28 protein-coding genes and 1 tRNA gene are annotated in these 26,477 nt (G+C 66.5%); 17 read left to right on the top strand and 12 right to left on the bottom strand.

Annotation, left to right across the window (positions count from 1 at the left end):
* Window position 1: 1 nt before the first annotated feature.
* The 6 genes from KZ810_RS03340 (at window position 2) to KZ810_RS03365 (ending at window position 2,383) form a co-directional block, all read left to right on the top strand.
* Window positions 2-544 (top strand): hypothetical protein, encoded by a 543-nt coding sequence (locus KZ810_RS03340; RefSeq protein ID WP_219767547.1) that lies wholly within the window; start codon window positions 2-4, stop codon window positions 542-544.
* Window positions 541-951: a hypothetical protein gene (locus tag KZ810_RS03345; RefSeq protein ID WP_219767548.1), complete on the top strand. Its 411-nt coding sequence runs from the start codon at window positions 541-543 to the stop codon at window positions 949-951. Before KZ810_RS03340 ends, KZ810_RS03345 begins: the two co-directional genes overlap by 4 nt.
* Window positions 948-1,292: a hypothetical protein gene (locus KZ810_RS03350; protein WP_219767549.1), complete on the top strand. Its 345-nt coding sequence runs from the start codon at window positions 948-950 to the stop codon at window positions 1,290-1,292. Before KZ810_RS03345 ends, KZ810_RS03350 begins: the two co-directional genes overlap by 4 nt.
* Window positions 1,289-1,519: a hypothetical protein gene (locus tag KZ810_RS03355; RefSeq protein ID WP_219767550.1), complete on the top strand. Its 231-nt coding sequence runs from the start codon at window positions 1,289-1,291 to the stop codon at window positions 1,517-1,519. The genes KZ810_RS03350 and KZ810_RS03355 overlap by 4 nt, the downstream gene beginning before the upstream one ends.
* Window positions 1,520-1,620: 101 nt before the next feature.
* A complete protein-coding gene (locus KZ810_RS03360) occupies window positions 1,621-1,791 on the top strand; it encodes a hypothetical protein (RefSeq protein ID WP_219767551.1) in 171 nt (56 codons plus the stop codon).
* 28 nt (window positions 1,792-1,819) lie between these two features.
* Window positions 1,820-2,383 carry a hypothetical protein gene (locus KZ810_RS03365; protein WP_258044314.1) on the top strand — a complete coding sequence of 188 codons (564 nt, stop codon included), beginning with the start codon at window positions 1,820-1,822 and terminating at the stop codon, window positions 2,381-2,383.
* A gap of 46 nt (window positions 2,384-2,429) precedes the next feature.
* On the opposite strand, the gene KZ810_RS03370 is transcribed toward KZ810_RS03365, so the two are convergent.
* From KZ810_RS03370 to dapB, 8 genes are all read right to left on the bottom strand, one after another.
* Complete coding sequence (locus KZ810_RS03370; RefSeq protein ID WP_219767552.1) at window positions 2,430-3,125, bottom strand: hypothetical protein; 696 nt, start codon at window positions 3,123-3,125, stop codon at window positions 2,430-2,432.
* Window positions 3,122-3,703: a hypothetical protein gene (locus tag KZ810_RS03375; protein WP_219767553.1), complete on the bottom strand. Its 582-nt coding sequence runs from the start codon at window positions 3,701-3,703 to the stop codon at window positions 3,122-3,124. The genes KZ810_RS03370 and KZ810_RS03375 overlap by 4 nt, the downstream gene beginning before the upstream one ends.
* 2 nt (window positions 3,704-3,705) lie before the next feature.
* Window positions 3,706-4,506, bottom strand: coding sequence for a hypothetical protein (locus KZ810_RS03380; RefSeq protein ID WP_219767554.1), 801 nt, complete (start codon window positions 4,504-4,506; stop codon window positions 3,706-3,708).
* A 323-nt stretch (window positions 4,507-4,829) separates the two neighbouring features.
* Window positions 4,830-5,483 (bottom strand): hypothetical protein, encoded by a 654-nt coding sequence (locus KZ810_RS03385; RefSeq protein ID WP_219767555.1) that lies wholly within the window; start codon window positions 5,481-5,483, stop codon window positions 4,830-4,832.
* Between the two features lie 180 nt (window positions 5,484-5,663).
* Window positions 5,664-5,740: transfer RNA gene (locus KZ810_RS03390), tRNA-Arg, on the bottom strand.
* Window positions 5,741-5,814: 74 nt separating this feature from the next.
* A complete protein-coding gene (locus KZ810_RS03395) occupies window positions 5,815-6,198 on the bottom strand; it encodes a hypothetical protein (RefSeq protein ID WP_219767556.1) in 384 nt (127 codons plus the stop codon).
* 4 nt (window positions 6,199-6,202) lie between these two features.
* The gene (gene nth, locus KZ810_RS03400) at window positions 6,203-6,883 is read right to left on the bottom strand and encodes an endonuclease III (protein ID WP_219767557.1); all 681 of its coding nucleotides are present in this window, start codon (window positions 6,881-6,883) and stop codon (window positions 6,203-6,205) included.
* Between the two features lie 3 nt (window positions 6,884-6,886).
* Complete coding sequence (dapB, locus tag KZ810_RS03405; protein ID WP_219767558.1) at window positions 6,887-7,615, bottom strand: 4-hydroxy-tetrahydrodipicolinate reductase; 729 nt, start codon at window positions 7,613-7,615, stop codon at window positions 6,887-6,889.
* Between the two features lie 193 nt (window positions 7,616-7,808).
* On the opposite strand from dapB, the gene KZ810_RS03410 reads away from it, so the two are divergent.
* The gene (locus KZ810_RS03410; RefSeq protein ID WP_219767559.1) at window positions 7,809-8,435 is read left to right on the top strand and encodes a trimeric intracellular cation channel family protein; all 627 of its coding nucleotides are present in this window, start codon (window positions 7,809-7,811) and stop codon (window positions 8,433-8,435) included.
* A gap of 6 nt (window positions 8,436-8,441) precedes the next feature.
* Here the strand turns inward: KZ810_RS03410 and KZ810_RS03415 are convergent, their stop codons facing one another.
* The gene (locus tag KZ810_RS03415; RefSeq protein ID WP_219767560.1) at window positions 8,442-8,843 is read right to left on the bottom strand and encodes a hypothetical protein; all 402 of its coding nucleotides are present in this window, start codon (window positions 8,841-8,843) and stop codon (window positions 8,442-8,444) included.
* An 86-nt stretch (window positions 8,844-8,929) separates the two neighbouring features.
* On the bottom strand, window positions 8,930-10,798 hold the full coding sequence (sppA, locus tag KZ810_RS03420; protein ID WP_219767561.1) for a signal peptide peptidase SppA: 1,869 nt from the start codon (window positions 10,796-10,798) through the stop codon (window positions 8,930-8,932).
* Between the two features lie 130 nt (window positions 10,799-10,928).
* Between sppA and KZ810_RS03425 the strand changes: the two genes are divergently transcribed.
* From KZ810_RS03425 to KZ810_RS03445, 5 genes are all read left to right on the top strand, one after another.
* Window positions 10,929-12,344, top strand: a complete 1,416-nt coding sequence (locus KZ810_RS03425) for an MATE family efflux transporter (RefSeq protein WP_219767562.1) — start codon at window positions 10,929-10,931, stop codon at window positions 12,342-12,344.
* A gap of 127 nt (window positions 12,345-12,471) precedes the next feature.
* On the top strand, window positions 12,472-12,759 hold the full coding sequence (gene groES / locus KZ810_RS03430) for a co-chaperone GroES (RefSeq protein ID WP_174191974.1): 288 nt from the start codon (window positions 12,472-12,474) through the stop codon (window positions 12,757-12,759).
* Window positions 12,760-12,845: 86 nt separating this feature from the next.
* Window positions 12,846-14,489: a chaperonin GroEL gene (gene groL, locus KZ810_RS03435; RefSeq protein WP_219767563.1), complete on the top strand. Its 1,644-nt coding sequence runs from the start codon at window positions 12,846-12,848 to the stop codon at window positions 14,487-14,489.
* A 161-nt stretch (window positions 14,490-14,650) separates the two neighbouring features.
* On the top strand, window positions 14,651-15,229 hold the full coding sequence (locus KZ810_RS03440; RefSeq protein ID WP_258044316.1) for a Uma2 family endonuclease: 579 nt from the start codon (window positions 14,651-14,653) through the stop codon (window positions 15,227-15,229).
* 26 nt (window positions 15,230-15,255) lie between these two features.
* Window positions 15,256-15,699 carry a DUF3429 domain-containing protein gene (locus tag KZ810_RS03445; protein WP_219767564.1) on the top strand — a complete coding sequence of 148 codons (444 nt, stop codon included), beginning with the start codon at window positions 15,256-15,258 and terminating at the stop codon, window positions 15,697-15,699.
* Window positions 15,700-15,720: 21 nt separating this feature from the next.
* Here the strand turns inward: KZ810_RS03445 and KZ810_RS03450 are convergent, their stop codons facing one another.
* Window positions 15,721-16,752, bottom strand: a complete 1,032-nt coding sequence (locus KZ810_RS03450; RefSeq protein WP_373369137.1) for a mannose-1-phosphate guanylyltransferase/mannose-6-phosphate isomerase — start codon at window positions 16,750-16,752, stop codon at window positions 15,721-15,723.
* A 162-nt stretch (window positions 16,753-16,914) separates the two neighbouring features.
* Between KZ810_RS03450 and KZ810_RS03455 the strand changes: the two genes are divergently transcribed.
* From KZ810_RS03455 to KZ810_RS03475, 5 genes are read left to right on the top strand one after another with little or no spacing between them, the layout of a single operon-like run.
* Window positions 16,915-18,303, top strand: coding sequence for a TIGR03013 family XrtA/PEP-CTERM system glycosyltransferase (locus tag KZ810_RS03455; protein WP_219767566.1), 1,389 nt, complete (start codon window positions 16,915-16,917; stop codon window positions 18,301-18,303).
* A gap of 1 nt (window position 18,304) precedes the next feature.
* The gene (gene prsK / locus KZ810_RS03460) at window positions 18,305-20,350 is read left to right on the top strand and encodes an XrtA/PEP-CTERM system histidine kinase PrsK (protein WP_219767567.1); all 2,046 of its coding nucleotides are present in this window, start codon (window positions 18,305-18,307) and stop codon (window positions 20,348-20,350) included.
* Entirely contained in the window at window positions 20,347-21,699 is a 1,353-nt protein-coding gene (gene prsR, locus KZ810_RS03465) for a PEP-CTERM-box response regulator transcription factor (protein WP_219767568.1), read from the top strand. The genes prsK and prsR overlap by 4 nt, the downstream gene beginning before the upstream one ends.
* Window positions 21,692-23,821, top strand: a complete 2,130-nt coding sequence (locus KZ810_RS03470; RefSeq protein ID WP_219767569.1) for a tetratricopeptide repeat protein — start codon at window positions 21,692-21,694, stop codon at window positions 23,819-23,821. The genes prsR and KZ810_RS03470 overlap by 8 nt, the downstream gene beginning before the upstream one ends.
* Before the next feature lie 37 nt (window positions 23,822-23,858).
* Window positions 23,859-24,668 (top strand): ATP-binding protein, encoded by an 810-nt coding sequence (locus tag KZ810_RS03475; protein WP_219767570.1) that lies wholly within the window; start codon window positions 23,859-23,861, stop codon window positions 24,666-24,668.
* 1 nt (window position 24,669) lies between these two features.
* Here the strand turns inward: KZ810_RS03475 and KZ810_RS03480 are convergent, their stop codons facing one another.
* Complete coding sequence (locus KZ810_RS03480) at window positions 24,670-26,451, bottom strand: ABC-F family ATP-binding cassette domain-containing protein (protein ID WP_219767571.1); 1,782 nt, start codon at window positions 26,449-26,451, stop codon at window positions 24,670-24,672.
* Window positions 26,452-26,477 lie beyond the last annotated feature (26 nt).

Below are 26,477 nucleotides of genomic sequence, written 5' to 3' on the forward strand. Positions count from 1 at the left end.
GATGAACGCGATGAGCCTTCACAGCGTCTTCTCGTCCCTGCTGACCCGCTACCGCCAGCAAGTGACCGACCTCGACGCCGCCGCCGACCAGGACGATATTGACCGACTGGTGAACGCGTCACAGGACACGCTTACCGAGCTTGCTGGCACTCGGCCGCGCAGCGCCGCCGCAATGGCGGACAAGGTGCAGGAGCTGATCCGCCGCTACGACGACTTCGGCGCCTTGCCGATGGACCTCGTGCGCGAGCTGCTCGCAGACACGTACCATCTCGCGTCCGAACCCGGATTGACGCTAGCATGGGTGCACCTGTGGAGCGACTTGGGGGGCTGGATCATCGATCAGGGGGAGGGGCACCGCTACCTTGGTCTGCCCGAGCCGTTGCGGGTGACCGATACGTTCACAGCCAATCTGCCGGCCGCATACAAGCCCAGCAACGAGGCGGAAGCGGTGGGCGCGTCCAAGGCGCTGCGTGCCCTGCTGCACCTAGCTGGTCGGCACGCTGCCGATCACGTCTTCGCCTTCTCGCAGGAGAGCCGGGCATGACCGCCACGAATAATCCGGCAGTTGCGCCTGCGAGGGCGAGCATCGGTCCCGCCGTGCAGGCTGGCGGCAGGGCCGAGTGGGACGAAGCGCTTGCCGCGTATCGCACCGCCAAGACGAACCTCGACACCTTCGATGCACGCTACATCAACACGCCGAAGGAGCTGCCGATCGGGCCAGCGCGAAGCGCGTATGTCGACAGCATACCGCGCAGTGCGTGGGCGGAGTCGGAGCGTCTGGCCGAGATCATGTATGATGCGGAGGAACGCCTCATGCCGATCCCGGCACCTGACGCCATTGCGTTCGCCGCCAAGTTTTTGGTGGCGCGGGGGGAGGGGCGCACTGCGGACGGCTACGACCATCTGCTTGAGGCTGAGGCTGCCCGACTCTTGCGGGAGGCGATGGCATGACCCTGGCACTACCTACCGCCGCCGCCACCACCTTCGTGCTTCCACCGCTTCCCGCCAGCGCATCGTCGAACATGACGGCGCTGGCGGGCCGCTATCTCGATCAGTTCATCAGCGACGACGACGAGCAGGGCTGGTCGAACGCGGCCAAGGAGGTGGCCGAGGCGGAGCCTGCGTGTCCTGCGGATCTCGCCGTGAAGGTGCTGATCGTCACGCATTACACCAACCCGGACATGGTCGACGGCCAACCGGCGATCGACCTGTCTGCGTTCGACGAAGGCATCGGACACATGCTTCTCCGGTGCGTCAACGATCTCCTCGTCATGCAGGAGCGCCAGCAATGATCGCTGACGAGCAACACAGCCGCTTCGACGCGCAGCTATGGTTGTCGGCGTTGACGACGATCGGCGGTGGCTACGCGTTGATGTCCGGTCGCAAGCTCGCCTTCCTTGTCGACGGTTGCGACACCGACGCGCTGGCGGGCGTGATGGGGCAGATCATTGGTCAGCCCGGCCGGCAGGAGGCGATCAAGACGTCGATTGAGCGCCGTCAGTGCGGGGAGGGGGCGTGATGGGTGCCGTTCCCTATACGCCCGCGCACACCCACCAGCGCCGTCCTCGTTGGCGTCGCGAGCGGCGGCGCCCGTGGTGCCGCTGCGGTGGCTTGGCGGGCATGACCACGATGTTCGCCGCCATTCCGTCGCTGCCGCGTGCTGAGCTGGCACGCCTCACCGAGCGCATGATCGACCGCATGGACGAGATCGATGGTGACCCGGACCTCGAACACCTGCGTGAGGATGACGAGGATACCCACGACCGTGAACAGGAGGCAAACCACGTCTAGCGCACTGATCTGGCCGTCGCCGCCGCCGTTGCCGACGAGCCTGCGTCCTGCCCTGCGCCCGCAACCTCGACGTGACAGCGTCGGGGCGTTTCAGCGTGTCCACCGCTTCGACGAGAGCCTGTCGCTCTCCACGCAGTATGGCAACGACTGGTGGATACCGATCTATCGGCGTGCCTTCCCGACGCTGATGTCCGCGGTGGCGGTCGAGCATGACGGGTGGGCGCAACGTGGCGGCATCGACCGGCTGCTGACGCTCGCGTGCGGGCGCACCTATACCGTCGACGAGAAGATCAGGACCGAGGACTGGCCGGACGTGTTGCTAGAGCGTTGGTCGAATGAGGGGCTGCGTCGTCCAGGTTGGGTGCAGAAGCCGCTTGCCGCCGACTTCATTGCCTATGCGCATGCACCGGCCGCAACGTGTGTGCTGCTACCTGTGCCCGCCTTACAGCGTGCGTGGCGTCAGCATGGGCGGCAATGGATCGGGCTCTACGGGCAACGCCGAGCGCAAAACCAAGGCTACACGACGGTAAGCGTGCCCGTGCCGCGCAGCGTTCTGATGCAAGCGATCGTCGAGGCTATGTTCGTAAGTTGATCCGTGATCAGCGGTAATCAGCATCAAAATATCAGGGCGGGACAGCCTATTTATTGGCGTCTGGTGCTTTCACAAACTGGCCTTCAGCGGATCGAGAATTGATCTCGATGAAAAGTCCGTCATGCAAGCTAGCAAGCTCTTTCGGCGATGAAAGGAACATTTCACGAACCTGCCCAGCGAAGTCTTTTTGAATTAGCTTTCGTCCAGCCGTTCCTGGGGCGGGCAAACGTAGGAAAATACCGGCATGTGTTGGAATATGCGGTGCAGACTTATCCGATTGGGGCACGGTTTGATCATAGACGCCAAGCACTCGTTCTCCGGTCGAGTCTACAAGACCTCTCAGCCCATCGGAGCCAGCTTTGGCCTCATAAGCGGCCCGTATTTGCTTGGGTGGATCAGAAACTTTGGAATACATTCCGTCTGAAACGAGCGCTTCGACCTCATGTCTTGCCGCAATTGATCTAATTACACTCAAGCCATTTTTGGCTATTTTACGGAAAGGTGTCTCATGAACGAAACCAGCGTCGTCGACGTCACGAGGGGAAACCATGACACGAAGTAGAGTCTCATCTTCTGATACGGGACCTGGCGAAATTGGACTTACCGGAAAAGCTTCACAAGCAAGATTGGGGTGCTCCCTATCTATCTTGTCAGCTAAGCCTTGATCTTCATCAGCGCCAGCAAAAGTGGCTTGGCAGCTTTCCGCTGTTGATTCAGGCTTGTCGTTTGGCGGCATATTCAAGCGATAATGCCTGCCTCACGTAGGAAGTCTAGAACCTCCTTACTATTAATCACACCGCACATTGCAGTCGACGGCCTGCCAACACTTCGCCGGTAACACTCAACCGAGTGAGCATCAGCGCAAAAAGTAATGTCGGCGAACGAGCCTGTCGCGCGATCCTCAAACTCCACAACCGCGTTGCCGTCATCGTCAAGGGTGACGCCGTAAGCCATCGCTGTCTTGATGTTTGGCAAAAAAGCTAAAGCCGCATCGACGCTGCGCGGAATAGGAGCGGCTGCACCTTCGCCATCGTGGTTGTAGGGAAGCCGTTTTAGCATTCGCAGGCGAGCCGTGAGTCGGGCCGTTTGAGCGCGCGCGCGATCGACTTCTGCAGACTTATGCGTTTCCTGTTTGACGTTTATCGGGGTGTCGAGCGGACTCGCACGACCTGGGCGAAACCGATCAAGCACAATCACTTGGCCTTGATCCCCCGATCCATCTTTCACATGCCGAGGTCGGAACGTTGATCGATTGCCCCTCGTGCCAATAAGATAGCCGCTCCGATCGGTTGGCGCGTCTATCAGGTTCAACGCATACATTGTCAGCCTTCCAGGTAGATTCGCTGCGCTTGTTCAGTGGTAATTATCTCACTTAGCAACGCTTTCAAGTCGGAGTGCGCTTCATCAAAAACAGCGAATGCGTCGGGGTTTTCCGGTAGATCACCCGTTATTCGTAGTTCCTGTCGCGTCGCGATGCTCACCCAACGGCGCTCGTCCTCATCCGATGCATCAATGCGGATCGCCTGCAGTTTTCGGCCGCTTTCAGTGCCGTCAACAAACGCTCCGGTGTAGCTGTGAAAGAGATTGGGCGCATGAAAAACATGCGGCGCCACAAGACGACTATCGCTGCGTAGGAGTGCGCCTATATCCGCATTCGCTGGATCGCCATCGAACCAAAACCGGTCAACATATTCAAGTCCGATAGATTGAAACGAAACCACCGGACTGCATATCTTGATTAACGGATCGAGGAGAGAGACGATACGATCCTCTTGCCACTCCCAGGATATATAATCCCAGGTACGGTAAATCAGCGCACCTGCGTCGATTGACACTTGTTCAATGGCGCGACCCAATCCAGCACCCTCTTCCGGCGCATCGGAACGACGAGTGAACATTTGGCCTGCAAGATTAGTATCCTGCGTAGGTGTGCCATCTTCACTGAATTGTATTTGAAGCCGAGAAGTTCGACTTGCGTGTGTAAGCCCTGCGTCACGAGCAAGTGGGTCTAAAGAACTGAGGCACGTCTTTATGACCTTGTCGGGTAGCGGGTTGGCGAACTCGACAAAGGCAGCCATAATCGAGATTGCGTGGTTCTCATTAACCGGAACCCAATTCGACATGTATGCCCTCCCTCCTGTGGAGCCCTACCAACAGCGCGGTTGAACTGCAACGTTAAGCCGAACGTGATCCAATAAGGCGACTGTCAGGTTCCAGCTCAAAAATCCTACGTTGTGCGGCTAGCGAATAAACGTCCGACAGGCAGCGTCCGTGAACGGACTATGCGCGTCCGAGTGTTACAAATGCCTTTGCGCCGGCTGGACTCGACCCGAACGATGGGGGCGAACCATCTGATCAGGGTCGTAGAGCAGCGAAACCCGCGATGGCTGGCGAACCGGCTGCGGGGTTTTCGCGGTTCATCAACCAGGCAGATAGGCCTGGACGATTAGGTGTCCAGTCCAGCGCAGCGCCGGACACTAGCGGCGGTGATGCGTGTGTCGCCGGGAGGCCGCTCCAGTTTACCTTCCTTGATCCTGGCGTAGATCCACGTCCGACCTCTCGCGAGTGCAGCCTCGGTCTGCTTGACCGTCAGCAGCAGCGCTCCTGATTGAAGAACGTCCAGGTCTGGTGCCTGACGCTGCGGTTTCGCTTCAGCTGTTGGCGCACGAACAAGCGGCTCGGCTTCGGTTTGCTCCGGTGGCCCCGATTGTCGTTGCTTAGATGAGCCACCTTCGAACGCCTTTTCCTCGTCGGCGATCGCCAGAACATCAGCAGGATGAAAGCTGACGCCGGTGATAAGCAGTGCGGACAAGCCGCCGATCAGATCGGAACCGGGTAGGCGAACCGTGCCACCGCTCCACACGTCGCCGTCGATGCCTTCGCTGACGATGCGCTCCCACGCACTCGGCGCAACAGCAGCACCGCGGACCTGTCTGCGCTCGCCGCGTGCGTCGATGCTTACCTGAGACAAAGCGTAGGAACGCAACAGTCCAGCGGCAGCACGGTCGCAGATCAACTTGGTGGCGTCGGCGACCCCTGTTGGCTCAAGCAGCGCAACAGCTTGCCTGGGTGTTATCGCATACTGGTCGGTCAACTGCATTTCCCCCGCCGCGCAGGAGGCGCAAGATAGCCGGTAGAGGTTGCTGATAGGTAAGAGTGACAGCCGGATTGTTCGCGGTTGTTCGCATGTAGCCGCGCTGAAAAGGCGAACTTATGTGGGAACGCTCCGGCAAGAACGAAAAAATTGCCAAGCGAGCATAACGGCTTAGCTAAGTCATGCTGGCGCACCCGACAGGATTCGAACCTGTGGCCTCTGCCTTCGGAGGGCAGCGCTCTATCCGGCTGAGCTACGGGTGCCTGGCGACCGCGGTTAGCGCAGGCGGGAGGCGTGCGCTACCCCTTTTCGGCCGCCGCTCCTATTCGGCGAGGGGTCAGCGTCCCCGCGCGATCGTCACCGGCTGGAACGGCGCGAGACCGCAGCTCGCGCCGCGCATCGGGCCGGTCTGATACAGCACGGTGATGATGTCCTGCGCGCACAATTGGCTGAGCGAGGTGCCGTAGGAGAAGCGGCGCTCGAACCCCAATCCCGGGCAGGATTGCGGCAGCGTCACGCGGTAGAAACGGTCGCGGCCGCCGCTCGTGCGGAAATCGATCACGCGGTCGTTGCGCACCAGGCTTTCGCGCAACTGGGTGATCGGGACGCAATTGCGCGCCGGCCCGGTCGGGGTGGCGGCGGGCACCGCGTCGCGGTCGCGCGCGGTGACGGGGGCCGTGGCGGCGGCGACGCAGCAGGCGGCGAGAACGGCGAAGCGCATGGGTTCACTCTCCCGGCGACGCCGGCACCGATGCCGCCTTCGCGGCGGCGGGCGGGGGCGTCTTCGGCTTGAACGCGCACAGATCGGATACGATGCAGCGCCAGCATTCGGGCTTGCGTGCCTTGCACGTGTAGCGTCCGTGAAGGATCAGCCAGTGATGCGCGTGGAGGCGGAACGGCTGCGGCGTCGCACGGTCGAGTTTCAACTCGACCGCGAGCGGGGTCTTGCCGCGCGCCAGACCGGTCCGGTTGCAGACGCGGAAGATATGCGTGTCGACCGCGAAGGTTTCCGCGCCGAACGCGGAGTTCATGACCACGTTCGCAGTCTTGCGCCCGACGCCCGGCAGCGTTTCCAGCGCGTCGCGGTTCGCGGGCACCTCGCCGCCGTGGTGGTCGATCAGCATCTGGCTGAGCGCGATGACGTTCTTGGCCTTGTTGTTGTAGAGCCCGATCGTCTTGATATGTTCCTTCAGCCCGTCGAGCCCGAGCGCGACCATCTTCGCGGGCGTATCGGCGATGCGGAACAGCGCGCGCGTCGCCTTGTTGACGCCCGCGTCGGTCGATTGCGCCGACAGGGCGACCGCGACCAGCAGCGTATAAGCGTTGACGAACTCGAGCTCGGTTTCGGGATGCGGGTTCGCCTCCGCCAGCCGGGCGTAGAATTGGACGACGTCGGCTTTCTTCATGCGCTAGAGCCCGAGCACCTCGGCCATCTGATAGCGCCCGGGCGCGCGGCCGGCGAGCCACAAGGCCGCTTTGACCGCACCGCGCGCGAAGATCGTGCGGTCCTCGCCGCGGTGGCCGAGCTCGATCCGCTCGCCTTCGCCCGCGAATACGACCTGATGGTCGCCGACCACGCTGCCGCCGCGCAGCGACGAAAAGCCGATCGTCTCCTCGGTGCGTGCGCCGACAAGGCCCGCGCGGCCGTCGACGCGAACCTCGGACAGCGCGGTCCCGCGCGCCGCCGCCGCCGCTTCGCCCAGCAGGATCGCGGTGCCCGACGGTGCGTCGACCTTGTGGCGGTGATGCATCTCGACGATCTCGATGTCCCAGTCGGGGCCGAGCCGCGCCGCCGCCTCGCGCACCAGGATGCTGAGCAGCGTGACGCCGAGCGAGGTGTTGCCGGTCTGGAGCACCGCGATCTCCCGCGCCGCCTCGTCGATCATCGCGTGGTGCGTCGCCGACAGCCCCGTGGTGCCGATCACGATCGGCGTGCCCGCGGCGACCGCGGCGGCGAGATGGGGTTCGAGCGCGGCGGGGGTCGAGAAATCGACCAGCACGTCGGCGTCGGACGCGAGCGGCGCGGGATCGCCGCCCGCGTCGACACCGCCCGCGATCGTGCCGCCTTCGTCGCCGACGATCGTCGCGATCGCGCGGCCCATGCGGCCGTTGCTGCCGTAGATGCCGATCGACGTCATCGCTGACACTCCGTGGAATGAAGGGCGGGTAGATGAAGGGCGGGGGACGGGCAGGAAAACGCTATCATGCCGCGCGTATGGCACAGCGATGTGACACGGGCGACAGCGGCGCGGGCGAAATTTGCGGCATCGATCACGCGTCGCGAACGGCGGCGATGCTTGCGCCGCGAGCATCATCCGCTACGCGCGGGGCATGCCGCCCGAGGTTCTCCTGCCCGTTTTCGCACCCTGGTTCGATATTGCCGGGCTGGCGGTCTTCGCCGCCTCGGGCGCGCTCGCGGCGGCTCAGCGGGGGCAGACCTTCGTCACGCTCGCGTTCTTCGCACTGATTACCGGGGTGGGGGGCGGCACCGTGCGCGACCTGCTGATCGGCGCGCCGGTGTTCTGGGTCCACGACGCGCGCGTTGCGGCGGTGTGTCTGGGCGTCGCGGTGCTGGTGTGGCTGACACCCGAACGCTGGTGGCGGGGCGCGGCGCTCGACTGGTTCGACGCGGTCGGGCTCGCCGCCTACGCGGTCTACGGCGCGGCGAAGGCGATCGGCTACGGCGTGCCGCCGCTCCCGGCCGCGTTGATGGGAGTGGTGACGGGGTGCGTCGGCGGGATCATCCGCGACGTGCTGGCGGGCGAGCCGTCGATCCTGATGCGCCCCGAACTCTACGTCACCGCCGCCGCGCTCGCCTCGGGGTTGTTCGTCGGGCTGCGCGTCGGCGGCGCCGATCCGCGCACCGCGGCGGTGATCGCCGCGCTGATGGGCTTCGGCCTGCGCGCCGCCGCGATCAGGTGGCATCTCGCGCTGCCCGCCTATCGCGGCCGGCGTTAATCGGCCTCAGCGCGTCTTCGCTTTGGTGTAGGGCACGAACTGCCCGAGCGAGATGAAGCCGTGCGGGATCGACGCGGTGCGATCGAGCAGGCGAATGACGTCGCCGCGGCACAGGTTGGTGCTGAAGGTCCGCGTCACGATGATGTCGTCGCGCCGCAACTGGCGCGCCCCGTCGGGTGGGACGTTGACGTACAGTCGCGTGCCGATGCGATACACGATCGCGCGCCCTTCGACGATCGTGTTGCCGGTGACGTTCGGCAACGAGAGGCAGTCCGCCGGCTGCCCCATGACGCGCCCGGCGAGCAGCTTGTCCAGTTCGGCGTCGGGATCCAATCGCGCCGATGCGGTCGCGGGAAGCAGCAGCGCGAGCGCGGTGGCGAGGGCTAAGCGGAACGGAATCTCGCGCATCGAAAGACCCTTGGTAGAGCCTGTGTGAATGCGGGGCGGGCGGGTTCGGCTCCACGCGACGCGGCCGCCGCGTGGAGCCGGCCGGATCACAGCCCTAGCTTGGCGAGCAACAGGTTGAGCAAGCTCAGATCACCGGCGCGCGCGACCATCGGTCCCGACCCCGCGCATTCGAGGCACTCGGCGCGCACCGCCGAGCCCGACAGGAGGCGACGCGCGTCGCCGATCGCGAGCGCTGCCGCCTGCCGCTGCTGCCACGCCATGCGCGACACGACGTCCAGGCCCGCGCTCGCGTCGTCGTCCTCGTCACGGTTCCATTGTTTCGCGACCGTGGCGGCGAAACCGGGCTGCTTTTCCAGATAGACGACGTCGGTCGGCTCGACCTTGGCGCGCTTGGCGGCCTCCGCCACTGCGTCGGACAGCGATCCGAACCGGTCGACGAGACCCAGCTGGCGCGCGGTGCCGCCCAGCCAGACGCGACCCTGGCCGATCTCGTTCACGCGCTGGATCGGCAGGTGCCGCGACTGTGACACGCGCGTCAGGAACTGCATGTAACCGTGCTCGATCGTCGACTGGATCACCGCGTCGATTACCGGGTTGGTGCCCGCGAACACGTCGGGCTGCCCCGACAGCGGCGTCGTACGCACCCCGTCGCTGGTGATGCCAACCTTCGCCAGCGTGTTCTCGAACGTCGGGATCACGCCGAAGATGCCGATCGAACCGGTGATCGTGTTCGGCTCGGCGAAGATCACGTCGCCCGGCGTCGACACCCAGTAACCGCCCGATGCAGCCAGCCCGCCCATCGACACGACGATCGGCAATCCGCGCCGCTTTGCCTCCAGCAGTGCGAGGCGGATCTTCTCCGACGCCAACACCGAACCACCGGGCGAGTCGACGCGCAGGACGATCGCCTTCAGGTCGTTCTTCGCCAATCCCTTGTAGATCGCCTCCGACACGGTGTCGCCGCCGGCGGTGCCGGGGCCCGCCTTACCGTCGACGATGTTCCCGGCGACCGTGACGATCCCGATCTTGCCCGTCTTCGCCCACGGCTTGGCATCGACATAGGCGTCATAGTCGATCTTGTTGAAGAAGCCCGCGGTCTTCTTGTCGTCGCCGCCGACGATCTGCGCCACGCGGCGCCCGAATGCGACGCGGTCGCCCAGATGGTCGACGATCCCGCCGCGCAGATTGGCCTGCGCGACGTCGCCGCCGGCGGCCTGGACGATCTGCGCCGGATTGGCGAGCATCGCGGCGATCTGCGCCCTCGGGCGCGCCTGCTGGACAGACGTCCGCCATTGCTCGAACAGCCCGCCGTACAGCGCTTCGGAGGCGGCGCGCGCCTCGGGGCTCTGGTCGGCGCGGATATAGGGTTCGACCGCCGACTTGAACTTGCCGACGCGGTAGACGTGCGCGTTGACGCCCAGCTTGTCGATCAGCCCCTTGTAATACATCTGCGTGCCGCCGGGGCCGGCGAACAGCGTGCCGCCCTGCGGGTCCATCCAAATCTCGCTCGCCGCCGAGGCGAGGCGATAGCCGCCATCGGTGTAGGCGATGCCCCAGGCGAGCACGGGCTTGCCCGCGCGGCGCACTTCGGCGAGCTTGTCCGCCACCTCGCCCAGCGCCGCCGGATAGGCGCCGCCGAACCGCTCCAGGTCGACCACCACGGCCTTGACGCGATCGTCGCTCTTCGCGGTGTCGAGCGCGCGGACGATGTCGCGCAGCCGGTACTGCCGCCCGACCTGCTGGCCGCTGACCAGCTGGGTGAACGTCACGTCCTCGGGCTGCTCGACGATCGGGCCGTCGAGGTCGAGGACGAGCGCGCCCTCCTTGATCGCGGGTGCGCCGCTGCGGGCGTTCAGCGCCGCGAACAATGCGCCGAAGAACAGCAGCATCAGGACGAGCACCAGCGCGTCCTTGATCCCGACCAGCAATTTCCAGGCGCCCCTCACCAATTTCATGCGCGCACCAGCTTCATAACGTGAACCTCTCCGGGCGAGACGCCCGCTGCGCCCGGTCTAGCGCGCCGTGTATCGCCTGAGCAATACGCTTCTATGGTCAACGCGCGCCGAACCGCCTAACGGCGGCGCGATGCACGCCGGTCCGACCACCCCCGCGCCGCTCGACGAGCCGCGCCCCGCCGGCTGGCGCGACGAACTGGTCGCGCTCACACGGCTCGCCTCGCCGCTCGTCGCGGCCAATCTGCTCCAGATGGCGGTGGCGGCGGTCGACGTGATCTTCGTCGGGCGGCTCGGCACGCTCGAACTCGCCGCGGCGACGATGGGCGTGTTCCTGTTCAACCTGCTGCTCTACGCGGTGATCGGGCTGACCAGCGCCGCCGCGCCGCTGATCGCCGCCGAACTGGGGCAGCGCGCGCACGCGGTGCGCGAGGTCCGGCGCAGCGTCCGCATGGCGTTGTGGGTCGGCGTCGCCGCGTCGCTGCTCGTGATGGCGGTGCTCGCGAACGGCGAGCGGCTGCTGCTGCTCGCCGACCAGGACCCGCGCGTCGCGATGCAGGCGGGGCGTTTCCTCGACATCCTGTTGCTCGCGGTGATCCCCGGCGTGGTCGCAGGCGTGCTGCGCACCGTCGCCGCGGCATTGGGTCGCCCCGGCTGGGCGTTCGTCGTGACGGGGCTCGCGCTCGGCCTGAGCGTGCTCGTCAACTGGCTGCTCGTGTTCGGCAACGCCGGTTTTCCGCGGCTGGGGCTCGAGGGGTCCGCGATCGCCAGCGTCGTCAGCACCGCCGGGATGCTGGTCGCCTATCTGATGATCTTCGCGATCGATCGCCGCCTGCGCCGCTACCGCCTGTTCGGCCGCTGGTGGCGCCCCGAATGGAGCCGCGCGCGCGAGATCGTGCGGCTGGGCGTGCCGATCATGCTCACTTGGCTGTTCGAAGGCGCGTTGTTCGGTGGTGCCGCGATCCTGATGGGGTTGATCGGCGTGACCGAGGTCGCCGCTCACGCCGTCGCGCTCAACATCGCCGCGGTCGCGTTCCAGGTGCCGTTCGGCGTCGCGCAGGCCGCCACGATCCGTGTCGGCCTCGCGTTCGGCGCGCGCGACGCGGATTGGGTCGCGCGGGCAGGGCACACCGCGCTCGCGCTCGGCATCGGCTTCATGGGGGTGAGCGCGTTCGCGATGTGGCTCGCGCCGCGCCTGTTCATCTCCGCCTATATCGACGTCGATGCCGCGCAGAACGCGGCGGTCGTGCCGCTCGCGCTCCGTTATCTCGCGGTCGCGGCGGTGTTCCAGTTGGTCGACGGCGCGCAGGCGGTCGCGGCAGGGGCTCTGCGCGGGGTGCAGGACACGCGCGTGCCGATGCTGGTCGCGTTGTTCGGCTACTGGGTCGTCGGCTTCGGCACCGCGGCGGTGCTCGGCTTCGCGACCCCGCTCGCGGGGACGGGCATCTGGATCGGGCTCGCGGCGGGGTTGCTGGTCGTGTCGGTACTGCTGCTGTGGCGGTGGAGCGCGCGCGATCGCCTCGGCCTGCTCCGCCCACGCCCGGCCTGAAAAAAGGTTCCGAAAACGCGCCGCGTCCCCATTGACGCTCCACGGGACGCCCCACATATGCCGTCCCGCTGGCACTCGCTTTGGTCGAGTGCCAAAAAAGTGTCACCAATCGAAAAGGGTTACAGCAATGAACTTTCGTCCGTTGCACGACCGCGTTCTCGTTCGCCGCGTTGAGGCGGAAGAGAAGACGGCCGGTGGGATCATCATCCCCGACACCGCCAAGGAGAAGCCGCAGGAGGGCGAGGTCGTCGCCGCCGGCACCGGGGCGCGCGCCGAGAACGGCACGATCACCCCGCTCGACGTCAAGGCAGGCGACAAGATCCTGTTCGGCAAGTGGTCGGGCACCGAGGTCAAGGTCAACGGCGAAGACCTGCTGATCATGAAGGAATCGGACATCCTCGGGATCGTCGGCTGATTCACCGGTTCGTCGCACCCCGCGCGCGCACATGCGTAGGGGTGTGACTTTTGTGACTTTCCAATCCAACTGAAAGGGTAGCCAACATGGCAGCCAAGGACGTGAAATTCGGCCGCGACGCGCGTGAGCGCATCCTGCGCGGCGTCGACATCCTCGCCGATGCGGTGAAGGTGACGCTGGGGCCGAAGGGCCGCAACGTCGTGATCGACAAGAGCTTCGGTGCGCCCCGCATCACCAAGGACGGTGTGACGGTCGCCAAGGAAATCGAGCTCAAGGACAAGTTCGAGAACATGGGCGCGCAGATGGTGCGCGAAGTGGCCTCGAAGACCAACGACACCGCCGGTGACGGCACCACCACCGCGACCGTGCTCGCCCAGGCGATCGTGCGCGAGGGCATGAAGTCGGTCGCGGCCGGCATGAACCCGATGGACCTGAAGCGCGGCATCGACATCGCCGTCGCCAAGGTGATCGACGACGTGAAGTCGCGTTCGAAGCCCGTCTCGGGCAGCCAGGAAGTCGCGCAGGTCGGCATCATCTCGGCCAACGGCGACCGCGAAGTCGGCGAGAAGATCGCCGAGGCGATGGAGAAGGTCGGCAAGGAAGGCGTCATCACGGTCGAGGAGGCAAAGGGTCTCGACTTCGAACTCGACGTCGTCGAGGGCATGCAGTTCGACCGCGGCTACCTCTCGCCCTACTTCATCACCAACCCGGACAAGATGACGGTCGAACTCAACGACCCGTACATCCTCATCCACGAGAAGAAGCTGTCGAACCTGCAGGCGATGCTCCCGATCCTGGAAGCAGTCGTCCAGTCGGGCCGTCCGCTCCTGATCATCGCCGAGGACATCGAGGGCGAGGCGCTCGCCACGCTCGTCGTCAACAAGCTGCGCGGCGGCCTGAAGGTCGCGGCGGTCAAGGCACCGGGCTTCGGCGATCGTCGCAAGGCGATGCTCGAGGACATCGCGATCCTGACGAAGGGCGAGGTGATCTCGGAGGATCTCGGCATCAAGCTCGAGAGCGTCACGCTCGGCATGCTCGGCACCGCCAAGCGCGTCTCGATCGACAAGGACAACACCACCATCGTCGACGGTGCGGGTGAAGCCGACGCGATCAAGGGCCGTACCGAGGCGATCCGCCAGCAGATCGAGAACACCACCAGCGACTACGACCGCGAGAAGCTCCAGGAGCGTCTGGCGAAGCTCGCCGGCGGCGTGGCGGTGATCAAGGTCGGCGGTGCGACCGAGGTCGAGGTGAAGGAGCGCAAGGACCGCGTCGACGATGCGCTGCACGCGACCCGCGCCGCGGTTGAGGAAGGCATCGTCCCCGGTGGCGGCACGGCGCTGCTCTACGCGTCGAAGGCGCTCGACGGCCTGACGGGTGCGAACGAGGACCAGACGCGCGGCATCGACATCGTCCGCCGCTCGCTGACCGCGCTGGTGCGCCAGATTGCGCAGAACGCAGGGCACGACGGTGCGGTGGTCTCGGGCAAGCTGCTCGACGGCAACGACACCTCGCTCGGCTTCAACGCCGCGACCGACACCTATGAGAACCTGGTCTCGGCCGGCGTGATCGACCCGACCAAGGTCGTGCGCACCGCGCTGCAGAACGCAGCCTCGGTCGCCGGCCTCCTCATCACCACCGAGGCGACCGTCTCCGAGGTGCCCGAGGACAAGGCAGCGCCGGCGATGCCGGGCGGCGGCATGGGCGGCATGGGCGGCATGGACTTCTGATCCGGCTGCGGCCCCGACCAGCGCTGCTGGTCGGGGACTCGCACCGGATCGGCCGGCGGGTCGGCACCAAGCCGAACCCGTCCGACATCCAGCAGCGGCTCCGCCGCTGCCAGCCTACCGAAAAGAGGGCCGAGCGGAGCAATCCGCCGGCCCTTCTTTTGTTGGACCATCAGGCGTATTCTGGCGTCATGGCCACCGAACCATCCGAACGGTTATTGACCGCCGAGGAATTTCTCCAGATCGACTTCGGTGCCGACCTGAGGGCCGAACTCGACGATGGCGTGATCCGCATGATGGCGGGCGGCACGCGCGACCATGCACGCATTCAGGCGAACGTTCTCGCCTATCTTCGCGTGGCGCTGAGGGGATCGGGTTGCCGGCCATACGGTTCCGACATGGCAGTCCAGACCCATGAACGCGGGGTGCGCTACCCGGATGTCACGATCGATTGCGGTATGAGCAGTGATCAGGATACCGACAAGGTACTGCGCAACCCGCGCGTCATCATCGAGATCCTGTCACCATCGACACGGGACGTCGATCTACGTGTGAAGCGTGCCGAATATCGTGAATTGGACAGCATCTCGACGATCGCTTTCATCGATCCGGCGGCGCAAACCGTGTCGGTCGGTCAGCGTGGCCAAGACAACTGGATCGAGACATTGTTCGCCCGCAGTGCCATCGACCTCCCCGCCCTCAACCTGTCGATCCCGCACGACGAGATTTTCGCGCGCGACTGAACGCGCGTTCGTGCGTTCGGCGGCGCATGAGCACACGTATTCCCCTGGACGGCAAGATCCTCGGCTTCGGTCCCATGCTGCCCCTCGTCGCTGCCGGCATCGGCACGTGGGTGCTGCCCGGCGAATGGAAATTGATCGCGCTCAACTGCGCCATCATCTGGGGCGCGCTTATCCTCGCCTTCGTCGCCGGTGTCCGGCGTGGTTACGGCTTCGGCAATCCGTCGGCGTCGAAGCCGACCGAGATCGCTGCTGCGCTGTCCTATTTCTCGCTTGCGGGCCTGTCGCTGATCGTCCCGCGGGCGTCGATCGCGCTCGCGCTGCTCGCGGTCGGTTACGCATTCGTCGCGCTCCTCGATCGCCGTGCCGGGCGGCGGGGTAATGCCCCGGCCTATTTCGCGACCCTGCGCGGTCCGCAGTTCCTGCTCGGCTGCGCGGGGCTCGCGGCTTGCTGGGCATGGCTGGTGCACTGAGCACCGGCCACGCCCAAACGGTCACCTACGCTTCATCTCTTCCTGCAACAACTTGACGTCCTGACTGCGGCCGCGCGGTAGGATCAGGATGTCGTTGCCGCTCGCGACGACGATCAGGTCTTCCACCCCGACCATCGCGATCCGCGCGCCATCGCTGCGCACCAGGCAGTTCCGGCTGTCGAGCACGATCGCGTCACCGTTGACGACGTTGCCGTGCGTGTCGTTGTCGGCAATCTGGTGCAGCGCATCCCAGCTGCCAACGTCGCTCCACCCCATCGCGACGGGGACGACGGCGACCTGTTCCGCCTTCTCCATCACCGCATAATCGATCGAGTCCGACGGCGATGCCTCGAATGCCGTGGCATCTGGATAAAGCCGCACGCCGTCGTGACGCGCCTGCGCCATCGACGCACGCGCCGCCGCCAGAATGTCGGGGCGGAACTGATCCAGCGCGTTCAGGTACGCGTCGGCGCAGAACAGGAAGATACCGCCGTTCCACACATGGTCGCCGGTCGCGATCATCGCTTCGGCGACGTCACGCTGCGGCTTTTCAACGAAGCGGGCAACACGGTGGACGCCCGCGGCAACCTCCTCGCCCACCTTGATGTAACCGTATCCCGTCTCCGGCGCGTCGGGCGTTATCCCGAACGTGACCAGCCAGCCCTGTTCGACAAGCGGCAGCGCGGCGTGGATCGCGGCGTGGAATGCGTCGCGGTCCCGGATGACATGGTCGGACGGCATCACCAGCAACGGCGCCTTGCCGTCGGTCGCCAGTGCGGCAAGCGCGATCGCCGGGGCGGTGTTGCGCCCGGCGGGCTCTAGGATGATCGCCTGCGGTGCCGCGTCGAGTGTGGACAGTTGCGTCTCGACCTCGTCGGCGTGCGACGCATTGGCGACGACGATCGGCGCTGCGAATGCGTCGCCGTGCGCCCGCGCCGCGGTCAATTGCAGCATCGTTTCGGCGGCGGTCAGCGGCAGAAACTGTTTGGGACGCTCGGGTCGCGACATCGGCCACAGGCGCGTTCCCGAGCCGCCGGACAGGATGACCGGCACGATAACGGACAATAATTTTCTCCTTGAACCCCCCGCTGTCGTCTCATGCGGCAACGCCTGCGCAACGACCGTAGCGGGACAAAGCTCCCGCATTCAGGGAATCTTTGCCAATTTCCGCGAAAGCATGTCGGAAAGGCTTACAACGCAGGGTCGAGCGCCTTCATGACGCGGGTATTCAAACATTACGTACCCAATGCGGCCTTGCTGCTGGGATTGCTCGATTTCATCCTCCTGCTGCTCGCGGCGGAAGCGGGCTGGCAGGTGCGTGCCTGGCAGATCGGTATGGACGCGGGCGCCGTCACGACGCGCATTCCGCAGTTGTTGTCGTTCGCGCTGCCGCTCGAGATCGCGATGGTCGCGGTCGGTGCCTACGGCGTCCACGCGTTTGAATCGTGGCGCTTCGCGACGGCGCGGTTGCTCGTCGCGGTGTCGCTGGGCGTCATCTTCCTGTCGGTGCTGTTCTTTCTGGTTCCGTCGGTCACCTTCTGGCGGTCGAACCTGTTTTTCGGAATGATCTTCGCGATCGCGGGGCTGGTCGCGATCCGCTTCGCGATCGGGAGCCTGATTAGCGGCGATGCGCTGCGGCGCCGCGTGCTCGTGCTCGGTGCGGGCCGGCGCGCGACGAAACTGGCCGAACTGGCGGTGCGGCCGCGTGCGAGTTTCAAGATCGTCGGCAACGTTGCGATGGGTGAGCCAAACTCCGCCATTCCCGGCGCGATCGGGCGCGACGCGATCAGCAATCTGTCCGACCACGTCCTCGCGCTCGACGCTACCGAGGTTGTGCTGGCGATCGAGGAGCGGCGGAATTCGCTGCCGCTGCGCGATCTGCTTCGCGTCAAGACGACCGGCGTCGGCGTGATGGACTATTCAACCTTCCTCGAGCGCGAGACGGGGCGGATCGACCTCGACAGCGTCAATCCGTCGTGGCTGATCTTCTCAGACGGCTTCTCCTCGGGGCGGATGCTGTCGACGATCTTCAAGCGCGCGTTCGACGTCGCGGTCAGCCTGCTGATGCTGTCCGTCGCGCTCCCCGTCATCATCGTCACCGCCGTCGCGATCAAGCTGGAGAGCGCGGGCCCCGCCTTCTACCGCCAGCGCCGTGTCGGCCTGTATAATCAGCCGTTCGACATCCTTAAGTTGCGCTCGATGCGGCAGGATGCCGAAATCGCGGGCAACGCGATCTGGGCGGCGGAGGACGACCCGCGCATCACCCGGATCGGGAAGTGGATTCGCAAGGTGCGCATCGACGAACTGCCGCAATGCTGGAGCGTGCTGAAGGGCGAGATGAGCTTCGTCGGCCCGCGCCCCGAACGCCCGCAATTCGTCGCCGACCTCGAGCGCGAGCTGCCCTTCTACGCCGAGCGTCACATGGTAAAGCCCGGGATTACCGGATGGGCGCAGATCAATTATCCATACGGTGCCTCGACTGAGGATGCGCGCAACAAGCTCGAATACGACCTCTATTACGCCAAGAATTACTCGCCCTTTCTGGATCTGCTGATTCTTCTGCAGACGTTGCGGGTCGTGCTGTGGCCCGAGGGCGCACGCTGACGTGACGGGCGCTGCGTTCAACATCTGGCTCCATGGCCTTGCCGCGCTGCTTTTCTGCGGCGCGTTCGCGATCGAAGCGCGGCGCGCATCGTCGATCGCGCCGCGCGGGTTGCTCCTGCTTGCTCTGGGTGCGAGCGGATTATGGGCATTGAGCGTCGCGGGTATCGGCGACGGTGAAACGCCGGTGCGGGTCATGCTTGTCCTGCGCAACGTCGCGTGGGTGGCGGTGCTGTTCGTCCTGTCGCGATCGAATGCGAGCGGGGGACGCTGGCGTCACGGTGCCTATGGCGCGGTCGCCGCGTGCACGTTGCTCGCCGGGGTGGTAACGATCGCCGGTTCGACGCTGCCCTCGATCGAGGCGCAGCAGGCGGCGGAACGCGCGTGGTTGTTGCTGCGACTGCTATCCACGATCACCGCCCTGCTGTTGCTCCATCGCTACGTGATCACGAGGGCCGAGGGACAGGTCGGGGCGGCATCGATGCTCGCGACCGCGATCGGGGTGATGTGGACGAGTGACCTCGTCGTTCTCGTTGTCGCTTATGCCGCAGGCGACTGGGCCGAATGGCTCACGACAATTCGCGGACTGGCCACCGTGCTGGTCGCGATGGCCTCGGTGATCGCGGTGCAGCGGCCCGCGGGTCGCGGGCTCAGTGTGTCGCGCAGCGCGACCGCGCAGACGATCGTCCTCGCGGGTGGCGCGGCCTATGTCGTCGTGGCGATCTCGATGACCGCGCTGATTGGGCAGGTCGCGGGCACGCACGCGCGGGTGGTGCAGGCGGCTTTCGTCGTCGGGACGGGCACGGCGCTGCTTACACTGCTGATGACGCCGTGGCTGCGTGCGTGGACCAAGGTGATGATCGCCAAGCATCTGTTCACGCACCGCTACGATTACCGAACCGAGTGGATGCGCTTCACCGATACGCTGGGTGTGTCGGGCAACGACGTTCAGCCATTACCGACGCGCGTCATCAAAGCGGTTGCCGACCTGACGGCATCACCCGCCGGATTGCTGCTGCACGTGGACCGCGAATGCCTGGTCGCCGGTCCCGCGTGGCGGTGGGACGATGCACCCCCCGAAGCCGCGCCGCAGGCGCTGGTCGACTATCTCACCCGCACTGCGCGCATCGTCGACCTCGATTCGTGCCGGCTGGGGGAGGCACCGTCAGAGGAGATCACCGCCTTGCCCGACTGGCTAATCGCGCGAGAGGATGCGTGGGCGGTTGTCCCGCTGCTCCGCGCCGGCGTGCTCATCGGCGCAATCGTGCTAGCGCGCCCGCCGGTCACGCGCGCGCTCGACTGGGAGGATTTCGATCTTCTCGGCGCGGCGGGCAGGCAGGCGGCGAGCTACCTTGCCGAGGAACGCGCGCACGCGGCATTGGCGGACGCGCAGCGGTTCGATGAATTCAACCGGCGCTTCGCCTTCATCATGCACGACCTGAAAAATCTGGTCAGTCAGACCGCGCTGGTCGCGCGCAACGCCGAGCGGCACGCCGACAATCCGGCATTCCGCGCCGACATGATCGCGACGCTGCAAGACAGTTCGCAGCGCATGACGGCGCTGCTCGGCCGCCTCGCGCAGCGTCAGATCGGCAGTGGCGGGGGCGTGCAGCCGACCAGTTTGCGGCGCGTTGCGGAACGCGTCGCCGCTGCGCGGGCGGCGCAGCATCCGGTAACCGTCAGCGGCGCCGATACCTTCGCGATCGCCGATCCCGAGGCGCTCGATACGCTGCTGGGGCATCTAGTGCAGAACGCGATCGAGGCGAGCGTCGATGGGACGGCGGTGGAATTACGTGTCGAACAGGTCGACGCGCAAGCGATCGTCACGGTCATTGATCGCGGATGCGGCATGACCGCCGCCTTCGTGCGAGACCGCCTGTTCCGCCCGTTCGTATCGGACAAACCGGGCGGGTTCGGCCTCGGGGCGTATGAGGCGCGACAGATGGCGGAGCAGATGGGGGGCAGCGTCACGGTCGCGTCGCGTGAAGGGGAGGGCAGTGCGTTTCGTGTCGCGCTGCGGGCCGCAACCGTTCTGGAACAGGCAGCATGACCGAGACGAAGACGCTGTTGATCGTCGAGGACGACGCGGGGCTGCAGCGCCAGTTGCGGTGGGCGTATGAAGGCTATGACGTCGTCGTCGCAGGCGACCGCGCCAGTGCAATCGACGCGGTGCGTGCTTCAGAACCGCAGGTCGTGACGCTCGATCTCGGACTTCCCCCCGATCCCGACGGCGCCAGCGAAGGACTGCGCGCGCTTGCCGAGATTCTCGCGCTAAAGCCCGACGCCAAGGTGATCGTCGCATCGGGCAACGGCGCGCGCGAGGCGGCGCTGGCCGCGATTGCGGGGGGCGCCTGGGACTTTTACAGCAAGCCGATCGACATCGACGCGCTGGGGCTGATCGTCGCGCGCGCGTTTCACGTCCATGCGCTGGAGGCGGAGAACCGGCGGCTCGCCGCGCGTGGTGAGGCGAGCGGCGGCCTCGGCGGCCTCATCACCGCCGCGCCCGAGATGCTGCGCGTCACGCGGACGATCGAGCGCGTCGCGCCCGCCGACGTGTCGGTTATGCTGCTGGGGGCGAGCGGGACAGGAAAGGAATTGCTCGCGCGCGGCGTGCACGAAGCGAGCCCGCGCCGCGACGCGCCGTTCGTCGCGATCAATTGCGCGGCGATCCCCGAGACGCTGCTGGAAAGCGAGCTGTTCGGGCACGAGAAGGGCGCGTTCACCGGCGCGGTCAAGACCACCGCTGGCAAGATCGAGTCGGCGAACGGCGGCACGCTGTTCCTCGACGAGATCGGGGATGTGCCGCTCGCGCTTCAGGTCAAGCTGCTGCGCTTCCTTCAGGAACGCGTGATCGAGCGGATCGGTGGGCGCCGCGCGATCCCGGTCGACGTACGGATCGTCTGTGCGACGCACCAGGACGTCGATGCGATGGTCGCCAAGGGCCGCTTTCGCGAAGATCTCTACTATCGCCTGGCTGAGATCGTCGTTCGCATCCCAACGCTCGCCGAACGAAGCGGCGACGCGGCGCTGCTCGCGCGGCATTTCGTCCACCAGCACCGGCGCGCGCTGAACCCGGCCGTGCAGGGGTTGAGCCCCGACGCGGTCGCCGCGATCGACGCGTGGAACTGGCCCGGCAACGTGCGCGAGCTGGAAAATCGCGTGAAGCGGGCGGTCATCATGACCGAGGGCAAGTACCTGACCGCCGCCGACCTCGACCTGCCGGGATCCCCCGAGGCGCTGCCGATCAACCTACGCGCTGCGCGCGAGCGCGCCGATCGTAGCGCGATCACCCGCGCACTGGCGCAGGCCGACGGCAACATTTCCGGCACTGCGCGGCTGCTCGGCATCAGCCGTCCGACCCTCTACGACCTGCTGAAGAGCTACGATCTGCATGCTTGACGAACCCGCGACCTACCCGCTGCTGCGCGGACGGCGCAAGCGGCGGCGGGGCGCGTGGTTGCGGCGGGTAGCGGGGGTGATCGGCTCTCGCAGAATACGGATCGGTGCGGCGATCGCTCTGCTCGCAGGCATCGCAATCGCGATCGCGTACGTAGCGCGGCGAGCTGACGCACCCGATGCCGCGGTATCGATCGCGCGTGGTCGGGCGGCGCTCGCGCGCGCCAATTATTCCGCCGCACGCAACGACTTCATCGCGGCGGTTCGGTCCGAGCCTGACAACACGACGGCACTGATCGCGCTCGCGAAGGCCTATCTGCTGCTCGAGGATGGCGTCGCGGCGGGCGGCGCGATCGACCGCGCGCGCGGTGCGGGGGCCCCCGCGACCGTACTTCACGGACTGCGAGCGATGGCCCTGCTGCTGCAGGACGACGCGGCGGGCGCGATCGTCGAGGCCGATCAAGCAGGCGAGCGAGACCGCGCCATCGCACAACGTGCGAAGGGGCGCGCGCTCGCCGTGCAGGGCGACCGGGCCGGGGGGATCGCGCTGCTGGAACGAACCGTCGCGCGGTTCCCGCGCGATGCCGGGGCGTGGCAAGACCTCGGGCGCATTCGGCTCGACAACGGCGACGTCGGTGGCGCGAACGTGGCGGCGCAGCGGGCGCTCGCGCTCGATCTGAACAATCTCGCCGCGCTGGTGCTGCGCGGGGAATTGGTACGCAGCCAATACGGTCTCGTCGCTGCGCTGCCGTGGTTCGAGGCGGCGCTCCGCCGCGACGCTTATTACCACCGCGCGCTGATCGAATATGCGGGGACGCTTGGCGATATCGGGCGCGCCAGGGAGGCGATCGCGGCCGCACGCGGCGCGCTCGCCGCACGGCCCGGCGATCCGCAGGCCCTGTACCTGCTGGCGGTGATCGCGGCGCGTGCAGGCGACCTGTCGCTCGCAGGCGATCTGCTCGATCAGAGCAGTGGCGGGCTCGATGGACTGCCCGGTGGTCTGCTGCTGTCGGGCGCGATCGATTATGCCAGTGCACGCTACCAGCAGGCGGCGGTCAAATGGCAGGCGTTGATCGGCGCGCAACCGATGAATTTGGTCGCGCGGCGGCTGCTCGGCGCGGCGCTACTGCGCTCGGGCGATGCGAAGGGGGCGCTCGACGCGCTGCGCCCGCTCGCCCTCCGTGACGACGCGGACACCTACACGCTGACGCTGGTCGCGCGCGCGTTCGAAGCGCGCGGCGAGCGCGACTGGGCAGCGCGCTTCCTCGACCGCGCCGCACACGCGCCTGCCGTTCGCGCGGCACCGTTCGGTCAGGACGACGATCCGGGAGTGCTCGCCGAAGCGGTCGCCGACGCGCCGAGCGATCCGGCCGCCGCGGTCGACAACATCCGCGGCCTGATCGAGCGCGGCGACGTCGCGACCGCCATCACACGAAGCGAGGCGATCGCGCGCGCGTCACCCGGCGCGCCGCCTGCGCAACTGCTGCTGGGCGACGCGCTGGCGGCCGGGGGTCGATACGCGCGGGCAGGCGACGCCTACGCGCGCGCGGCGGACCTGCGCTTCGACCAGCCTGTTCTACTGCGGCTGGTGGAGGCATGGGCGCAGACCGGCAATCGTGCGGGAGCGGCGGACGCGCTCGCGCTCTACCTCGCGCAGAACCCGTCGTCGGTGATCGCGCGGCGGCTGCTCTCGAACGTCCAGCTCGCCTCCGGGGATAATGGCGGCGCGGTCGCTACACTCGAGCGGTTGCGCACGCAGATCGGCGACGGTGACGCGTTGGTGCTGACCCAGCTCGCGCGCGCCTACACCCGGGCGGGTGATCCGCGGGCGGCGATACCGTTCGCGCGTGCCGCTTATCGCCTGTCGCCGATGAACGCGGGCGCGAGTGACGCGTACGGCGCGGCCTTGTTTGCCGCCGGCGATACGAACGGTGCGCTGCAATTGCTCACCAAGGCCGTGCGCCTGTCACCGGAACAGGCGGAGATACGCTGGCACCATGCGCAGGCGCTCGCGGATGCCGGCCGCGCGGCAGAGGCACGGCAATCGATCGCGCTCGCTCTGCGCGATCCGGCATTCGGCGAACGGGTGGCGGCTATGAGACTGCTTTCGGCACTGCCACGCTAGCGTTTGAGCCGTTCGATCCGCGCCCTATAGCGGCACGATGGACGACGCCATGATCCGGATCGCCGCCGCGCTCGAGCGCTTGAGCCCGCCGCCGCCCGCCGCCGCCGATCCGCTCGCCCATCCTGCCTATGTCTGGCGCGAGGATGCACTGATCGCGGCGCGTGACTTTTCCCCGTTGCCGCTCGATCTGCTGCGCGGCGTCGACGCGCAAAAGGCCGCGCTGGTCGCCAATCTGGAGCGGCTCGCCGCCGGATACGCCGCGCAGGACGTGTTGTTATGGGGCGCGCGCGGAACGGGAAAGTCGGCGCTGGTCAAGGCGAGCGTCGCGGCGGTGCAGGCGGCGTACGGCGCGCTCGCGCTGGTCGAGGTTTCCGCGGATCGGCTGGATACGCTGCCGCGATTGTTCGATGCGATCGCGGCGGTCAGGCGCGCGTTCGTGCTGTTCATCGACGACCTCGGCTTCGACGCGGTCGGGGATGCGCGCGCGCTGCGCTCACTGCTCGAGGGCGGGGCGGAAGCACGACCGGCGAACGCGCGACTGGTAGTTACTTCGAACCAGCGCCACCTCGTGCCGCGCGACATGGGCGCGCAGGAGCGCGCGGTGAATGCGCGCGATGTTGCCGACGACCAGCTCGCGCTCGCCGATCGCTTCGGCATGAGCCTGGGCTTCCACGTCGTCGATCAGGATCATTACCTCGACATCGTGCGCGGCTATTCCGCGGCGCACGCGCTGCCGTTCGACGCGGCCGACGCGGTGCAATGGGCGACGCGGCGCGGAAGCCGTTCGGGCCGGGTCGCGTGGCAATATGTCGTCGACCTCGCCGGACGCGAGGGCCGCGCGCTCTAGCCTAGCCCAGCGCCTCGACCTGTTCGGCGAGGTCGAGCCAGCGCAGCTCCGCTACGTCCTTTTCGTCGCGCAGCGCCGCGATCTCGCGCATCAGCCGGTCGAACCCGGCGGGGTCGCGCACGTAGAGCCCGGTGTCGGCGAGCAATTCTTCCTTGCCCGCGATCTGGTTGTCGATCTCCTCGATCCGTCGCGGCAACAGCTCGAAGTCGCGTTGATCCTTGTAGCTGAGCTTCGCGCGCGAAGGAGGGGGGGAAGGCGGCACCGCGTTCGTCTTGGCGGCGACGCGTTTCGCCTCCACGCGCGGTCGGCGCTTGGCGACCCAATCCTCGTAGCCGCCCGCGACCACGTCGACGTGACCGGTGCCGTCGAGCCCGAGCGTGACGGTCACGGTGCGGTCGAGGAAATCGCGGTCGTGGCTGACGATCAGCACGGTGCCGTCATAGTCGGCAATAACTTCCTGGAGCAGATCGAGCGTCTCTAGATCGAGATCGTTGGTCGGCTCGTCCATCACGAGCAGGTTCGACGGTCGTGCGAATTCCCGCGCGAGCAGCAGCCGCGAGCGTTCGCCGCCCGACAGCGTACCGACGCGCGCGTCGACCATGTTGGGGTCGAACAGGAATTCCTTCAGGTAACCGTGGATGTGCTTGCGGTTGCCCAGCACGTCGATCCACTCACCCCCGTCGGCGAGCACGTCGCGCACCTTTTTCTCGGGCGCCATCAGGCTGCGCTGCTGATCGATGACGATGCCGTCGAGCGTTTTGGCGAGCTTGACCGTCCCCGCGTCGGGTTGCAGCTCACCGGTCAGCAGCTTGAGCAGCGTCGACTTGCCCGCGCCGTTGCTGCCGACGATGCCGATCCGGTCACCGCGCGTGACACGCAACGACAGGTCGCGGATGATCGCGCGGTCGCCGAACGACTTCGAGACGTGCTCGGCGTCGATCACGACCTTGGTCTTGACGTTGTCGCTGCCGACCGACAGCGCGGCGGCGCCTTGCGGCCCGATCATCGCCGCGCGCTCGGCGCGCATCTCCTTCAGCTTGGTGAGCCGCCCCTGGTTGCGGCGGCGGCGACCGGTCACACCGCGCTGGAGCCAGTGCTCCTCGAGCTTCAGCTTGGCGTCGAGCTTCTGCGCGGCGCGTTCCTCCTCGGCGTAGACGGCTTCTGTCCAGGCGTCGAAGCCGCCGAAGCCGACCTCGTTCCGGCGAAGCGATCCGCGCTCCAGCCACAAGGTCTGCCGCGTCAGCCGCGTCAGGAACGTGCGATCGTGACTGATGACGACGAACGCGCCGGTGAAGCGGTTCAACCATTCCTCCAGCCACTCGATCGCGCCGAGATCGAGGTGGTTGGTCGGCTCGTCGAGCAGCAGTACGTCGGGATTGAACGATAGCGCACGCACGATCGCGGCTCGCCGCCGCTCGCCTCCCGAGGCGGACGCGCAGACACGGGTCAGGTCGATGCCGAGCTGCCCCGCGATCGCCTCCGCCTCGTAAGCCTCCGGCGCGCGGTCACCCGACAGAACGTAATCGGCCAGCGTCTCGAACCCGGTGAGGTTCGGTTCCTGTTCCAGCATGACGACATTGGTGCCCGGCACGATCGTCCGCCGTCCTTCGTCGCTGTCGATCGCACCGGCGATGAGCTTGAGCAGCGTCGATTTTCCGGCACCGTTGCGCCCGATCAACGCCAGACGATCGCGTTGCCCGATGAACACGTCGAGGTGGCGGAACAGCCACCCCGCGCCTTGCACGAGGCCGAGGTCTTCATATGCTAGGATCGGTGCTGCCATGCCCGCGCACCTAGGGAACAGACCGC

The organism is Sphingomonas citricola (assembly GCF_019429535.1).
In the GTDB taxonomy this organism is placed as follows: Bacteria; Pseudomonadota; Alphaproteobacteria; order Sphingomonadales; family Sphingomonadaceae; genus Sphingomonas; species Sphingomonas citricola.

Bases quoted from the DNA above. Each gene is read 5' to 3' on its own strand.
- KZ810_RS03340 (WP_219767547.1), top strand. From the start codon at position 2: ATGAACGCGATGAGCCTTCACAGCGTCTTCTCGTCCCTGCTGACCCGC.
- KZ810_RS03345 (WP_219767548.1), top strand. From the start codon at position 541: ATGACCGCCACGAATAATCCGGCAGTTGCGCCTGCGAGGGCGAGCATC.
- KZ810_RS03350 (WP_219767549.1), top strand. From the start codon at position 948: ATGACCCTGGCACTACCTACCGCCGCCGCCACCACCTTCGTGCTTCCA.
- KZ810_RS03355 (WP_219767550.1), top strand. From the start codon at position 1,289: ATGATCGCTGACGAGCAACACAGCCGCTTCGACGCGCAGCTATGGTTG.
- KZ810_RS03360 (WP_219767551.1), top strand. From the start codon at position 1,621: ATGACCACGATGTTCGCCGCCATTCCGTCGCTGCCGCGTGCTGAGCTG.
- KZ810_RS03375 (WP_219767553.1), bottom strand. From the start codon at position 3,703: ATGTATGCGTTGAACCTGATAGACGCGCCAACCGATCGGAGCGGCTAT.
- KZ810_RS03380 (WP_219767554.1), bottom strand. From the start codon at position 4,506: ATGTCGAATTGGGTTCCGGTTAATGAGAACCACGCAATCTCGATTATG.
- KZ810_RS03385 (WP_219767555.1), bottom strand. From the start codon at position 5,483: ATGCAGTTGACCGACCAGTATGCGATAACACCCAGGCAAGCTGTTGCG.
- KZ810_RS03395 (WP_219767556.1), bottom strand. From the start codon at position 6,198: ATGCGCTTCGCCGTTCTCGCCGCCTGCTGCGTCGCCGCCGCCACGGCC.
- nth (WP_219767557.1), bottom strand. From the start codon at position 6,883: ATGAAGAAAGCCGACGTCGTCCAATTCTACGCCCGGCTGGCGGAGGCG.
- dapB (WP_219767558.1), bottom strand. From the start codon at position 7,615: ATGACGTCGATCGGCATCTACGGCAGCAACGGCCGCATGGGCCGCGCG.
- KZ810_RS03410 (WP_219767559.1), top strand. From the start codon at position 7,809: ATGCCGCCCGAGGTTCTCCTGCCCGTTTTCGCACCCTGGTTCGATATT.
- KZ810_RS03415 (WP_219767560.1), bottom strand. From the start codon at position 8,843: ATGCGCGAGATTCCGTTCCGCTTAGCCCTCGCCACCGCGCTCGCGCTG.
- sppA (WP_219767561.1), bottom strand. From the start codon at position 10,798: ATGAAATTGGTGAGGGGCGCCTGGAAATTGCTGGTCGGGATCAAGGAC.
- KZ810_RS03425 (WP_219767562.1), top strand. From the start codon at position 10,929: ATGCACGCCGGTCCGACCACCCCCGCGCCGCTCGACGAGCCGCGCCCC.
- groES (WP_174191974.1), top strand. From the start codon at position 12,472: ATGAACTTTCGTCCGTTGCACGACCGCGTTCTCGTTCGCCGCGTTGAG.
- groL (WP_219767563.1), top strand. From the start codon at position 12,846: ATGGCAGCCAAGGACGTGAAATTCGGCCGCGACGCGCGTGAGCGCATC.
- KZ810_RS03445 (WP_219767564.1), top strand. From the start codon at position 15,256: ATGAGCACACGTATTCCCCTGGACGGCAAGATCCTCGGCTTCGGTCCC.
- KZ810_RS03455 (WP_219767566.1), top strand. From the start codon at position 16,915: ATGACGCGGGTATTCAAACATTACGTACCCAATGCGGCCTTGCTGCTG.
- prsR (WP_219767568.1), top strand. From the start codon at position 20,347: ATGACCGAGACGAAGACGCTGTTGATCGTCGAGGACGACGCGGGGCTG.
- KZ810_RS03470 (WP_219767569.1), top strand. From the start codon at position 21,692: ATGCTTGACGAACCCGCGACCTACCCGCTGCTGCGCGGACGGCGCAAG.
- KZ810_RS03475 (WP_219767570.1), top strand. From the start codon at position 23,859: ATGGACGACGCCATGATCCGGATCGCCGCCGCGCTCGAGCGCTTGAGC.
- KZ810_RS03480 (WP_219767571.1), bottom strand. From the start codon at position 26,451: ATGGCAGCACCGATCCTAGCATATGAAGACCTCGGCCTCGTGCAAGGC.